Source organism: Streptomyces sp. ISL-36 (genome assembly GCF_018614205.1).
Classification (GTDB): Bacteria; Actinomycetota; Actinomycetes; order Streptomycetales; family Streptomycetaceae; genus Streptomyces.
Window position 1 is genome coordinate 728 of sequence record NZ_JAGGOS010000019.1, and the last position, 12365, is coordinate 13092.

The 12365-nt window shown below is 72.0% G+C and carries 11 protein-coding genes and 1 pseudogene; 6 read left to right on the plus strand and 6 right to left on the minus strand.

Features of this window, described 5'->3' with window-relative positions; translation table 11 throughout:
• The 3 genes and pseudogenes from J7E93_RS04760 to J7E93_RS37745 form a co-directional block, all read right to left on the minus strand.
• Positions 1-761, minus strand: a pseudogene (locus tag J7E93_RS04760) (PD40 domain-containing protein); the annotation flags it as partial.
• Positions 734-2518: an N-acetylglutaminylglutamine amidotransferase gene (locus tag J7E93_RS04765; RefSeq protein ID WP_215065974.1), complete on the minus strand. Its 1785-nt coding sequence runs from the start codon at positions 2516-2518 to the stop codon at positions 734-736. The gene J7E93_RS04765 and the pseudogene J7E93_RS04760, both read right to left, overlap by 28 nt.
• 172 nt (positions 2519-2690) lie before the next feature.
• The gene (locus J7E93_RS37745) at positions 2691-2822 is read right to left on the minus strand and encodes a hypothetical protein (protein WP_285440877.1); all 132 of its coding nucleotides are present in this window, start codon (positions 2820-2822) and stop codon (positions 2691-2693) included.
• Between the two features lie 96 nt (positions 2823-2918).
• On the opposite strand from J7E93_RS37745, the gene J7E93_RS04770 reads away from it, so the two are divergent.
• Complete coding sequence (locus tag J7E93_RS04770; RefSeq protein WP_215065975.1) at positions 2919-4385, plus strand: aminotransferase class I/II-fold pyridoxal phosphate-dependent enzyme; 1467 nt, start codon at positions 2919-2921, stop codon at positions 4383-4385.
• A gap of 108 nt (positions 4386-4493) precedes the next feature.
• Here the strand turns inward: J7E93_RS04770 and J7E93_RS04775 are convergent, their stop codons facing one another.
• A complete protein-coding gene (locus J7E93_RS04775) occupies positions 4494-5699 on the minus strand; it encodes an amidohydrolase (protein WP_215065976.1) in 1206 nt (401 codons plus the stop codon).
• Between the two features lie 198 nt (positions 5700-5897).
• On the opposite strand from J7E93_RS04775, the gene J7E93_RS04780 reads away from it, so the two are divergent.
• The 4 genes from J7E93_RS04780 to J7E93_RS04795 all read left to right on the plus strand — a co-directional run bounded on the left by J7E93_RS04780 (position 5898) and on the right by J7E93_RS04795 (position 9386).
• On the plus strand, positions 5898-6677 hold the full coding sequence (locus J7E93_RS04780; protein ID WP_215065977.1) for a hypothetical protein: 780 nt from the start codon (positions 5898-5900) through the stop codon (positions 6675-6677).
• Positions 6678-6679: 2 nt separating this feature from the next.
• Entirely contained in the window at positions 6680-7186 is a 507-nt protein-coding gene (locus tag J7E93_RS04785; RefSeq protein WP_308367782.1) for a phage holin family protein, read from the plus strand.
• Positions 7162-7845 (plus strand): DUF3618 domain-containing protein, encoded by a 684-nt coding sequence (locus J7E93_RS04790; protein WP_215065978.1) that lies wholly within the window; start codon positions 7162-7164, stop codon positions 7843-7845. Before J7E93_RS04785 ends, J7E93_RS04790 begins: the two co-directional genes overlap by 25 nt.
• 350 nt (positions 7846-8195) lie before the next feature.
• On the plus strand, positions 8196-9386 hold the full coding sequence (locus tag J7E93_RS04795; protein WP_215065979.1) for an aromatic acid exporter family protein: 1191 nt from the start codon (positions 8196-8198) through the stop codon (positions 9384-9386).
• A 128-nt stretch (positions 9387-9514) separates the two neighbouring features.
• On the opposite strand, the gene J7E93_RS04800 is transcribed toward J7E93_RS04795, so the two are convergent.
• Complete coding sequence (locus tag J7E93_RS04800) at positions 9515-10108, minus strand: hemerythrin domain-containing protein (protein WP_215065980.1); 594 nt, start codon at positions 10106-10108, stop codon at positions 9515-9517.
• 328 nt (positions 10109-10436) lie between these two features.
• Here J7E93_RS04800 and J7E93_RS37960 point away from each other — a divergent pair, with 328 nt between their 5' ends.
• Complete coding sequence (locus tag J7E93_RS37960; protein ID WP_308367784.1) at positions 10437-11252, plus strand: (2Fe-2S)-binding protein; 816 nt, start codon at positions 10437-10439, stop codon at positions 11250-11252.
• Positions 11253-11330: 78 nt separating this feature from the next.
• Here the strand turns inward: J7E93_RS37960 and J7E93_RS04810 are convergent, their stop codons facing one another.
• Entirely contained in the window at positions 11331-12347 is a 1017-nt protein-coding gene (locus tag J7E93_RS04810; RefSeq protein WP_215065981.1) for an ABC transporter substrate-binding protein, read from the minus strand.
• Positions 12348-12365 lie beyond the last annotated feature (18 nt).

The following is a 12365-nucleotide window of genomic DNA, read 5'->3' on the forward strand; positions in this document are numbered from 1 at the left end:
CCGTCCAGCCCTTCGAGCCCGGCCGCCCGGCCGTCCAGCCCTCCGAGTCCGGCCGTCGGGCCGTCCAGCCCTTCGAGCCCGGCCGTCGGGCCGAGCAGCTCTTCCGGTCCGGCGCCCGGCTCACCGTCCGATCCGCCCGGGGTGCCGGGGTCCGTGCCGAGGGTGCCCCGGCGGGTACCGCCCAGCAGGGTGGCCGGGCCGTCGCGTTCCGCCCAGCCGGTGGGCAGGTCCGCGAACGCCGCCTCGTGGTCCCGGGCGGCCGTGTCCTCCCACGGGGCGTGGCCCGCCGACGGCGGCGGCTCGGCCACCGTGACCGCCACGGCCGAGCCGTCACGCTTCCAGCGGCCCAGGTACGCCGAGCTGCCGCTGTCCGCGCCCGCCACGATCCTGCGACCGGTGCCGTCCGGGCGTACGCACAGCACCCGTGTGTGCTCGCCGCCCCCAGGGGCGACCGTGTAGGCGATCCAACGCCCGTCGGGGGACCACGCCACCTCGGTGACCGGATCGGGGTCCGCGTCGAGCAGGTGGATCTCCGAGCCGTCCACCGGCCCCGTCCAGAGCTGGGGAACGCCCGTCCGGTCGCAGATGAACGCCACATGCTCACCCGTGGGGTCCACGGACGGGTACCAGCAGCCGTGCGAGATCAGCGGCTGAGGGGTGTCCCGCAGACCCGCCGCGTCGGCCAGCGGCACCGGCACGGGCGCCGCCGACGAGGCTCCGGTGGCTTGCCCGGTCAGTTGATCCCGTGTGTCTGCAGCCATATCTCCAGCAACGCTACGTGCCACAGGGCGTTCGCCCCTCGCTTCGTCCGGTGGTGGTCGGGGGCGGCGAGGAGTTCGGCGATGTACTCGTCACGGAAGACGCCTCGCGCCCGCGCCTCGGGGGCGGACAGCGCCTCACGCACCCGTTCGAGGACGGGCCCCGCCATGTGGCGGATCGCCGGCACGGGGAAGTAGCCCTTGGGACGGTCGACGACCTCGCGGGGCAGCAGCATGCGGCCCGCGTCCTTGAGCACGCCCTTGCCGCCCTGGGCCAGTTTCAGTTCCGGTGGGCAGGCAGCGGCCAGCTCGACCAGCTCGTGGTCGAGGAACGGCACCCGGGCCTCCAGGCCCCAGTCCATGGTCATGTTGTCCACACGCTTGACCGGGTCGTCGACGAGCATGACGTGGGTGTCGAGCCGCAGCGCCGCGTCGAGCGCGGTCTCCGCGCCGGGCGCGGCCATGTGTTCGCGGACGAACCGGCCGCTCTCGTCGTGGCCGGTGAGCAGATCGGGATGGAGGATCCGGGCGAAGTCGGAGTGCGGCCGGTCGAAGTACACCTCGGCGTACGTCTCCGGCTCCCGCTCGCGCTCGACGGCCGCCAGATCCGGGTACCAGCGGTAACCGGCGAACACCTCGTCGGCGCCCTGGCCGCTCTGGACGACGCTCACCTCCTTGGCGACCAGCTCCGACAGCAGGTGGAACGCGACCACGTCATGGCTGATCATCGGTTCGCTCATGGCTGCGATCGCCCCGTCCAGGGCGGTCGACACCCGGTCCGAGGGCACCATCAACTGGTGGTGCTCGGTCTCGTGGCGGCGGGCGATCAGGTCCGAGTACGCGAACTCGTCACCCTCCTCGCCGCCCTCCGACTCGAACCCCACACTGAACGTCGCCAGGTCCTTCTGGCCCTGCTCGGCCAGGAGCGCCACGATCAGCGACGAGTCGAGCCCGCCGGACAGCAGCACGCCGACCGGCACGTCGGCGACCATCCGGCGGCGCACCGCCGTACGCAGCGCGTCCAGCACCGCGTCGCGCCAGTCGGCCGCGTCCATGCCCGCGTGCTCGGCGCGGCGGGTGTACGACGGCTGCCAGTAGCACCGGTCGCGGTAGGAGCCGTCGGGCTCCACGACGCGCACCGTGGCGGGCGGCAGTTTGCGCACGCCGTTGAGCACGGTCCGCGGCGCCGCCACCGTGGCGTGCCAGCTCAGGTACTGGTGCAGCGCGACGGGGTCCAGAGACGTGTCGATGCCGCCGGCCGCGAGCAGGGCGGGCAGCGTGGAGGCGAACCGGAGCCGGCCCGGCCCGTGGGCCAGGTACAGCGGCTTGATGCCGAGCCGGTCACGGGCCAGCACCACGCGGCCGGTGTCGTTCTCGACGATGACGAACACGAACATGCCGATGAAACGATCGACACAGTCGGTGCCCCACTGCCGGTAGGCCTTCAAGATCACCTCGGTGTCCGAGGTGGAGAAGAACCGGTGCCCGAGGGCCTGGAGCTCCGCCCGCAGCTCCTGGTAGTTGTACACGCACCCGTTGAACACGCCCGTCAGCCGGGCCTCGGTGTCGGTCATCGGCTGCGCGCCGCGCTCGGACAGGTCGATGATCTTCAGCCGCCGGTGGCCCAGTGCCACGGCGCCCTGCGACCAGATGCCCCGGCCGTCGGGCCCGCGAGCGGCCAGACGGTCGGTCATACGCTCCACCGCGGCCACGTCGGGCCGCCTGTCGTCGAAGCGGATCTCACCGCTCAGGCCGCACATATCGCGCCTGCCCGCCGTACCGAACCCGCCCCCTGCACGCCCAGCCGTGCCTCATGGGTCCGCGGCACACCCCGCCGTACCGCACCGGTCCGCGGCACATCCCGCCGCCGCGCCGTACCGGCCCCCGGCACGCCCGGAATCTCGCTGTCATCTTCGATCCCTCGTGAATCAGTCACGACAACTCCTCGAACTCGGGGAGCGGGGAGGGCGCCCAGTGCGGTTCGATTCCGCGGTGGGCGGCGACCCGCTCCGCTTCGGCGAATTCCCCGCTGATCGCGGAGCATGCCTCTTGATCGCGGAGCACGCCTCGTGACGGGACCGCCACGGCCGCCGGGCGTCGCCGCGCCGACGGGCATGCATGGGGTGTTTTTGCCCCGGTTCGGAGGGAAGCCGGAGTGCCATGGACCATTCACAGGCACCCGTGCTCGACGCGCTGGCCGCGTACCACGCAGAGAACCAGACCGCTTTCACCCCGCCCGGCCACAAGCAGGGGCGCGGCGCGGACCCCCGCGTACGCACGATCCTCGGTGACGGCGTGTTCCAGTCCGACGTGCTCGCCACCAGCGGCCTGGACGACCGGACCTCGTCCAAGGGCGTCATCGCCAAGGCACAGGAACTGATGGCCGACGCCGTCGGCGCGGAGCACACCTTCTTCTCGACCTGCGGCAGCTCCCTGTCGGTCAAGGCGGCCATGCTGTCCGTGGCCGGGCCGCACGAGAAGCTGCTCGTGGGGCGCGACGCCCACAAGTCGGTGGTGTCCGGCCTCGTACTCGCCGGGATCGTGCCGATCTGGGTGGACCCCCAGTGGGACGCGGAGCGCCATCTCGCGCACCCGCCCTCCGCCGACGCCTTCCGCGCCGCCTTCGCGGAGCACTCCGACGCGCGGGGCGCGCTGGTCACCACGCCGACGCCGTACGGCACCTGTTCCGACCTGCCCGCCATCGCCGAAGCGTGCCACGAACACGGCGTACCCCTCATCGTCGACGAGGCGTGGGGTGCCCACCTGCCGTTCCACCCGGACCTGCCGACCTGGGCGATGGACGCCGGCGCCGACGTGTGCGTCACCTCCGTCCACAAGATGGGCTCCGGTCTCGAACAGGGCTCGGTCTTCCACCTCCAGGGCGACCTGATCGAGCCCGAGGTGCTCAAGAACCGTGAGGACCTGCTGGGCACCACGAGCCCCTCCGTACTCGTCTACGCGGCCCTCGACGGCTGGCGTCGGCAGATGGTCCAGCACGGTCACGCCCTCTACGACGACGCGCTCGCCCTGGCCAAGACCGTACGGGCACAGATCGCCGAGATCGACGGCATGCACGTCCACGGGCGCGACGACTTCTGCGGACCCGGCCGCGCGGCCGACCTCGACCCCCTTCAGGTCATCATCGACATCAGCGCGCTCGGCACCACCGGGTACCGGATCGCCGACTGGATCCGCGAACACCACCGGATCAACCTGCACCTGTCCGACCACCGTCGCACCAGCGCCCAGCTCACCCACGCGGACGACAGCCGCAGCGCTCACGCCCTGATCACCGCCTTGCGTGACGTCGCCGACCACGCCGCCGAGCTGCGCCCCGCGTCCCGGGTGGAGGTCCCCGACCCGGCCGAGCTGCGCCTGGAGCAGGTCATGCTGCCCCGCGACGCCTTCTTCGGGCGCGTGGAGCAGGTGCCGTGGGAGAAGGCCGTCGGGCGCGTCACCGCCGAGATGCTCACGCCCTACCCGCCCGGCATTTCGGCCGCGGTTCCGGGCGAGAAGCTGAACTCCGAGGTCCTGCACTACCTGCGCAGCGGTGTCGAGGCGGGCATGGTCGTACCGGACGCGGCCGACACCGAGGTCAAGACCGTACGCGTCACCGTCGAGGACTGACGACTGACGACTGACGACTGACGACTGACGACTAACCAACGACCGAGGACCAGCCGGACCTGCGGACCTGCGGACCGGGGCCGAGCGGCCCCGGACGCGCCGTTGCCGTCACAGCCCCTCGGCGGCCTTCCGCCGAAGGCACGCCCAGGCCCGCTCCGTCACGTCCGTACGCAGCAGGACGTCGGCCGCCGTGCACGCCAGCGCCTCCGCCGCGGCCAGCATCACCTGCCGCGCCCGGGGCCCGGCGGCCGCCTCGGCGAACGGGGGAGTGTGGTCGGATCCTTCCGACCCCATGATGGCGACGAAAGGATGGATCGCGGGCAACCGCGTGCTGACGTTGCCGATGTCGGACGACCCCAGGTACACGCCCGGTGTGGGCTCCGACAACCGGATGCCCGCCCGCTCCAGATGGTCGGCGAACAGCCCGGACAGCACGTCGTTGTCGCGGAAGTGCTCGTACCGGCCGCCCACGTCGGTCACCTCCACCCTCGTACGGGTGGCCAGCGCCACGCCCTGGGCGCAGGAGCGCAACTCCTCCACCAGCTCCTCCAGTGCCGACGTGGTGCCTCCGCGCAGCCCGAACAGGCCCTCCGCGTACTCGGGCACGATGTTCGTGGCCCGGCCGCCGTCCGTCACGATGCCCTGGATGTGCGATCCGGTGGGGAGCCGCCTGGCCAGGACGCCGAGCGTGTTGAAGAGCTGGATCAGCGCCCCCAGCGCGTCGATCCCCTCCGTGGGGCTGCCGGTCGGGTGCGCGGCCCTTCCGTGGAACCCCACCCGTACCTGCGCACTGGCCGTCAGCGGCGCCCACGCCCAGTCGTAGACACCCGGATGGAACATCAGCGCCGCGTCGACCCCGTCGAAGAGGCCCGCCTCCACCTCCACGACCTTGCCGCCACCACGCTCCTCCGCCGGCGTTCCGACGGCCAGCAGCGTCCCCTCGACCTCGCCGAGCGCGGCCCGCACGGCGAGCGCCGCACCGAGGCCCGCCGACGCGATCAGATTGTGGCCGCACGCGTGCCCGAGCAGCGGCAGCGCGTCGTACTCCATCAGCAGGGCCGCACAAGGCCCTCCCCGGGTCTCGGCCGCCGAGCCCGTACGGGCGACGAAGGCGGTCGGCAGCCCGGCCACCCCGCGCTCCACCCGGAAGCCCTCCCGTTCGAGTTCGCCCGCCAGCAGGCGGGCCGCCCCGTGCTCCTCGTAGGCCGTCTCCGGTTCGCGGTGCAGCGCGAGGCTCACGTCCCAGAGCCGGTCCGCGCGAGCGGCCACCTCCTGCCTGATGCGGGCGTACAAGGATTCCGGACTCTGTGACACGTGGGCCTCCTGTGGCTGGGCAGTTCGCTGCGCCACCCCACGTATTCCACGGCTCGGGCGCTCGATACCCGAAGCGGCCGCGCATCCAAAAGACGTCCAGCAACAGCCAGGACCTACACGTATGTGAGCAAAAAGGGGGTACGCGGGGGGTGCATGAGAAGCCAGACATCCGATCGTTGCGATGGACCAGGAGGAGCCTTGAGCGACTTCCAGGACAGGAGCCGTCCGGAACCGAGCAGGTCGGAGGCGGTGGCGAGAACGGCTCAGGACAAGGCGAGCGAGGGTGCCGGACTGGTGGGCGACAAGGCCGCCGAAGTCGCGGGCACCGCCAAGGAGCAGGCGGCGAACGTCGCAGGCGAAGCGAAGGCCCAGGCCCGTGACCTGGTGGGGGAGGTGCGTGAACAGCTTCAGGGCCAGGCGCACTCCCAGACGCGGAGCCTCGCGCAGAACGTGCGTCGACTGGCGGACGAACTCCGGGAGATGAGCGAGAACGGCAAGCCGGAATCCAGCGCGGCGGGCGTCGTACGACAACTGGCCGACGGCGGACGCCAGGTGGCCGACCGTATCGAACAGAAGGGACCCGAGGGCCTCGTCGGCGACCTCCAGGACTTCGCGAGGCGCAGGCCCGGTGTGTTCCTGGCGGGAGCGGCCCTGGCGGGATTCGCCGCCGCGCGCGTCGGCAAGGGCGTCAGCGCCGCGGGGTCGGCCGGCTCCGGGACAGGGCAGGGCGCATCGGGGCAGGGGCGAGTGCCTCCGCGTCCGGCGAGCCCGCCACACGCCCAGACGGCCGTCGGCGGCACCGACGCCCGGCAGGCGCGTTACGAAGACCCGCTGGACACGTACGGGCAGTCCCAGCCGCCCCATATGACGCCGAGCTACGGCCAGGTGCCGACGACCCCGCCAGGGCCGTCCGTCACGGCGGCGCCGCCCAACCCGCCGCCCCACCAGGGCCCGCAGCGGCCGACGCAAGGGAGCTGAGCGTGGTCACTCCGTACAGAGAACGCACGGCGGCGGGCGCGGACCGCCCGCCCCCTCCGGCCACTCCGCCCCCGATGCCCCCAGGGCCGCCTCCGGGCACCCCGCCGCCGGCCGGCACCTCCGCCGGGCGGCAGGAACCGTCGATCGGCGACCTGATCGAAGAGATCGGCTCGGACCTCTCGCAGCTGGTACGCGACGAGATCGAGCTGGCCAAGGCCGAGATCAAACAGGAGTCGACCAAAGCCGGCAAGGCCGTCGGCATGCTCGGCGGAGCCGGGTACGCCGCCCACCTGGTCCTGCTGCTGGGCAGCCTGGCGGCGATCTTCGGACTCGCCCACGTGCTGGACCTCGCTTGGGCGGCGCTGATCGTCACGGCCTTCTGGGGAGTCGTCGGGGCGGTGCTGTACACGACAGGACGCAAGCGCCTGCGCGCCGTCAACCTCAAGCCGGAACAGACCATGGAGACACTGAAGGAGGATGCCCGATGGGCGCGACACCCGACGAGCTGAGGAGCGACGTGGAGTACCGGCGTGCCCATCTGGCCCGCAACGTCGACCTCCTCACGGACAAGGTCACCCCCCGCAAGGTGGCGCGCCGCAGGGTCGGCGCGGCCCGCGGCCGGCTGAGCGGCGTGAGGGAGCGAGTGATGGGAACGGCACGCGAGACTACCGGGGGCATGGCGGACACCGCGCACGGCATCGCGGACGCCGCCGACCGCACGGCGGGAAACGTCGCCGCGACCGCCAGGGAGGCATCCGGCCAGATCGGCGACGCCCTCTCCCAGGCGCCCACCCAGGTCAAGCGGCAGACCCAGGGCAGTCCGCTCGCCGCCGGTCTCATGGCCTTCGGTGCCGGCATGCTGGCCGCCGCACTGCTGCCGACCACCGAGGCGGAGGAACGCGCCGGTGAGCAGCTGCGCGAGCACTCCGATGAGCTGCTGGAGCCCGCGAAGCAGCAGGCGGTCCAAGCGGCGCAGGACATCAAGGAAGACCTGCGTCAGCCGGCCACGGAAGCGGCCGAAGCGGTCAGGGCCGCGGCCCAGGAAGCGGCCCAGGCCACCAAGGAACAGACCCGGACGGCGGGACAGGAAACCGCTCAGGGCCTGCGAGAGGTGGGCGAGGACGCCGCCTCCGAGGTCCGGGGCCGGCCCGGGCAGCCGGGTACCTGAGGCGGTGAAGGCCCGCAGGCGGTGAAGGCCCGGAGGCCTTGAGGCCCGGAGGCGCGGAGGCCTTGAGGCCTTGAGGCCCTACGGCCCTGAGCCCCTGAGGCCCGGAGGCCCGGAGGCCCTGAGGCCCGGAGGCCCGGAGGCCCGGAGGCCTTGAGGCCCGGAGGCCCTCAGGCCCTGAGCCCCTGAGGCGCGGAAGCGCCAGGGCGTCAACGCCTCGCATCCCGTACGCGGAACAAGGGCGCCGTTGCCACGGGCAGCGGCGCCCGCCGCCGCCCGCTCCACCGCGCGCCCGGCCCTGAGCCGAGACGAGCGGAGACCCTCGACCTCCGAGGAAGGAAGGACTGGAAGGCTTGTCCGAGCCGACGGCGAAGACCGGCGCCTGGTGCCGACGCCGGTTTCGAAACGCGTGCGAGCTCGTCGGCGGGGCGATTCGCGGGCCCGGCGAAGCACGGGACGGGATGCTGCTCCAGGCCAAGGGGGCGGCCGCGGCGACCGTCGCCTGGTGCCTGGCCTCGTGGCTGCTGCCACCGACCGTCACCGCTTTCGCCCCGTTCACCGCGCTGCTGGCCCTTCAGGCCACGGTCTACCGGTCGCTGCGGGACTCGGCGCAGTATCTGGGCGCCATGGCGATCGGGACAGCGGTGGCAGCGGGATTCGGCAGCACCCTCGGCGTCCACGCCTGGACCCTCGGCGTGCTGGTCTTCATCGCCCTGCTGGTGGCCCGGCTGCAACTCCTCGGCGGGCAGGGTGCGCAGGTCCCGGTGGTGGCCCTCTTCGCCTTCGCGGGAGGCGGAGGGCGGATCGACTACATCGGGCACCTCGTGTCATCCGCTGCCATCGGCGTGTGCTGCGGCCTCGCGGCGCACTTCGCGTTCGCTCCCTCGCCGCACACGGACACCGCCCAGCAGCGGGTCGGAGACCTGGCCGCCCGCACCCGGGATCTGCTCCGGGGCCTGGCACGTACCGCCGCGAGGGAGACGTCCGACGGGGACGCCGTCGAGGCCGCCGAGGAGGACTGGCCGCGCCGTTGCGAGGAGTTGGCCGCACAAGCGGCGCAGGCCCGCGCGACGCTGGAGAGGGAACAGGAGAACACCAAGCTCAATCCCCGCCGCCCGTGGACCACCGCCCAGGAATCGCTCCAGCGGTGTCACGAGGCCATCAGCATGATCGAGCGCATCTGCACGCACGTCCGGTCCATCGCCCGCGCACTGACGTACCCGCCCCAGGCCCCTGCATCGTCGTCCCGGGAACCCCGGTCCACGGAAGCGCCTGTATCGGCGGACTTCCTCTCCTCCTACGCCGGGCTGCTGGACGGCACCGCCACAGCGCTCGACCACCTCGCCCCGCCCCAGGGGCCGGACGACCCTGCCCGGCTCCGTGCCTCCCTGGAGGACGCCGCGCGCCGCCACGAGGAGGTGACGGCCATGGCACGGTTCGGGCACCTCGACCATCCGGGGGAGTGGCCTGTGCACGGCACCGCTCTGGTGGAGGCGGCGCGGATCCTCGAAGAGATCAAGCACACCGGGGGAATCGCTCGGTGACGAGCAGGCCGACCGTCCGGGGACGCCGACCGGCCCGCGGACGGGGGCGCGGCGGGTGACGATCCGGCGTGGGCGATCCGGGCGTGGGCGATCCGGGCGTGGGCGATCCGGCGTCGCCTGACCGGGCGTCAGCCGGTGCCCGGGCCCTTGTCGGTTCGCCGGAAGGCGTCCTTCGCGCGGTCGAGGAGCGAGGCGAAGGGCCCGACCGTCCACTGCGCGGCCGTCGAGCCCGCCGTGCCGGGATGGGGGTGGGTGGGGGCCATCCGTTCGGCCATCTGCAGGCGGCGGCCCATGGCGCGCCGGTCCTCGATCTCGCACTCGGCGCGGATGGCCGGGAACTCCTCCTGCTCCTCATGCCGGGCGTGGTCCTCGACCTCCTGCTGGAAAGCACGGAGGCGGGCGTCGAACGCGGCGCTGTGGACGTCGAGGTCTTCGAGCTCGGCGAGTGCTTCGTTGGCCCGGGACTCCTCCTCGTTGCGTGCCGCGGCCTCATCCTTGCCGGCGATGCGCTTCGCCACAGGCCGAAGGACCATCTCCTCACCGGTCTCGTGAACGGCGAGCAGGGCCCGAAGCTCGTCGAAGCATTGCTGCTTTGCCTCTCCCTCGGAGTCGAGGGTCTCGGCGAACAGCTGACGGATCCTGTCGTGCTGCTCAAGGAGCTGTTCGAGGATGTCCTCGTCGGGCTCCAGCCTGTGCTGCTGTCCGGGTGCCGTGGTGCTCATGGTGGTTCCTCCATCCCACAGGTGGAGTAGCGGGTCCCCCGCGCACATGGCGTCTAGCCCTCCCAGGAGCCCTCAAACGGACGGCCCGGCGGTAGTCCTAGGTATAGGCCGTGTCCGGCCGGTCGTGCGACTGCTCCGCCGACCGTGAGGAGCTGGTGTCCGTGCTCGCCCAGGAGGCGAGGATCCGCAGGCCGTCGTGGGTCCGCGGCGCTGATGGTGGCCACGGCCCAGTTCTGACACCGCACGACGTGGCCAACGCGCATCCCAGCGGGAAGAGTTATAAGGTAAGCCTTACCTCATGTAGCTCTTGTGGAAGGCGAGCTGACCCGTGCCGCTCACGACCGCCCCTGCGGCCCCGATCCTCCCCGCCTCGTCCTGCTCGGCTCCCCTCGTCGGGGTGTACCGGCGGCTCGGTGAGCTCTCGCCCCTCCTCAGGATCCGCGTCGGGCGCGCCCAGGGGGCGGTCGGCGGGTACGTCGAAGGGCGCCGGCTGGCGGGGGAGCGCGGTGGGGTCGAAGGGCTCGTCATCGCCGAGGAGCGGCGGATCGAGGAGGTGTACGGTGCCGTCCCCCGGCGCGATGTCGCCGCGACCTGGGCGTTGCACCGCTACGCGTTCACCGCGTGCGTGGCGATGAGCGGGCCCTGGTACCTCGAACGACGGGTGCCTCGCGTGCCGTTGGAGCGGGTCGTGTACGGGTGGCGGGACCGGGAGCTCGTCGTGGAGGCCGAGGGGATCTCCTGCCTGCCGGGTGATCCGCTGGAGGGTCGCCCCGGGGTACGGACGGTCGACGGCCCCGAGGCGCTGCGGGCCGAGCTGCGTAACGCCGTCGCGGCACATCTCGCCCCCGTGCTGGAGGCTTTCCGGCCCTACATCCGGCGTCGGCCGCACGCCCTGTGGGGCATGGCCACCGACCAGCTCACCGGCGGTATCTGGCACCTGGGCCGGGCGCTGGACGACGCCCGGGCCGCGGCGGAGGCCGCCGACGCACTGCTGCCGGGCTCCACGCCGCCGTTCACGGGCGCTGCGGGGTTCCGGCTCTCGCCCGACCTGGACGGCGAGCCCACCCGGACGCGGACCAACTGCTGTCTCTACTACACGATCCGTCCCAAGGAGCTCTGCGCGACCTGTCCGAGGAAGTGCTGACGGCAGGAGAACGTGAGAGGGCGAGGGCCGGACACCCGCAGGTGTCCGGCCCTTCCTTCCGTTCCCCCTGGCCCGTGATCAGGCCTTCGCCGGGTCTACCTCGAAGGTCTTGGCGACGTCGTCGAGGACGGAGTTGGCTCCGTACAGCCCGACCGCGCTCATCCAGATCTTGTCGTCGACCTCGTGCTTGGCACCCTTGAGCTGCTTCCACAGCGGGTTGGCCTCGAACTTCTCCTTGGTCTGCCGGGAGAGGCCGCCCTCGTCGGCGTAGAGGGAGATGAAGATGTCGTCCGCGTCCATCTTCGCGATCTCCTCGTCCGAGATCTCGGTGTTGAAGCCGGTGCCGGTGGCGGCGGCGGGCTTGCCGAAGCCGAGGTCCTTGACGATCACGCCGACGTAGGTGTCCTCCTTGTAGATGCGGGTCGGGCCGTCGACGAAACGGACCACCGAGACCGTGGGGTTGGCGCCCTTGGCCTTGCGCACGCTGTCGCCGATGGTCTTGGCGCGCTTCTCGAACGCCGCGACCCGCTCGTCGGCGGCCTTCTCCTGCCCCATCGCCTTGCCGACCAGGCGCAGGTTGTCCTTCCATGTTCCGCCGGTGGTCTCGGAGAAGACGGTGGGTGCGATGGAGTTCAGCTGCTTGTACAGCTTCTCGTGGCGCACCTTCGCGGAGAGGATGAGGTCCGGCTTGAGCTGGATGATCTTCTCCAGGCTCGGCTCCTCAAGGGTGCCGACCGGCTTGGCGTTCGGGGCGTACGTCTTGATGTCGTCGCCGAAGTAGGAGGGGAGGGACGCTCCGCTGCTCGCGATCGTCGTGTAGCCGACCACCTCGCCCTTGAGCGCGAGGGTGGCGTCGACGAAGGTCATGTCGAGGGCGACGATACGCTGGGGAGCCTTCTTCAACTCGGCCTTGCCCATGGCGTGTTCCACGGTACGAGGGAAAGCGGAGTCCGAGGCGGCGGGGGTGTTTCCGGCCTTCGCGGCGTCGTCCTTCGTGTCGGAGTCGGTGCCGCAGGCGGCGGTGGCGAGCAGTCCTGCGGTGACGGCGACGGCTCCGACGGTACGGCCGAAGCGGCTGAGCCAACGGGCTCTCATCAGGCGGTTCCCTTCTCT